The following is a 638-nucleotide window of genomic DNA, read 5'->3' as shown; positions in this document are numbered from 1 at the left end:
CTGATGAGCCTGGGCGGTATCGAGGGCATCCACCGGCGCCGGCGGGGCAAGTACGGCCGCCGCACGCACTCGACGGCGACTGCCGCGGACCTGGTGGAGCGGAACTTCGCCGCGGCCGCGCCCGACCGGCTGTGGGTCGCCGACATCACCTATCTACGCAGCTGGGAGGGCTTTCTCTACCTGGCCGTCGTCGTCGACGCCTGCACCCGCAGAGTCGTGGGCTGGGCGATGGCCGACCACCTGCGCACCGAGCTGGTGCTCGACGCGGTCGGCATGGCCCTGTTCGCCCGCAAGCCGGCTCCCGGCCTGGTGCACCACTCCGACCGGGGCAGCCAGTACACCGCCTACGAGTTCGGCAAGACGCTGCGTAGCTCCGGGCTGCTGGCCTCGATGGGCCGGGTCGGCTCGGCGTTCGACAACGCGATGGCCGAGTCGTTCTTCGCCACGCTGAAGGCCGAGCTGGTCTACCGGCGGGCATGGCCGACGCGGCACGAGCTGGAGATGGAGGTCTTCAGCTACATCGAGGGCTTCTACAACCCACGGCGCCGGCACAGCCGGCTGGACAACCTCAGCCCGGCCGACTTCGAGAAGATGCTCACGACACAGAACGAGGCGTCCGCCTGACGGGGGTCACTTCA

The 638-nt window shown here is 69.6% G+C and carries 1 protein-coding gene; it reads left to right on the top strand.

Annotation, left to right across the window (positions count from 1 at the left end; all coding sequences use genetic code 11):
• Positions 1-624, top strand: a 624-nt coding sequence (locus ACI78U_RS24915; RefSeq protein ID WP_456878132.1) for an IS3 family transposase, incomplete at its 5' end; no start/stop codon positions are given.
• Positions 625-638: the final 14 nt, after the last annotated feature.

This window comes from Geodermatophilus sp. SYSU D00710, assembly GCF_054050195.1.
This window is presented reverse-complemented; position numbering and strand designations above follow the sequence as displayed.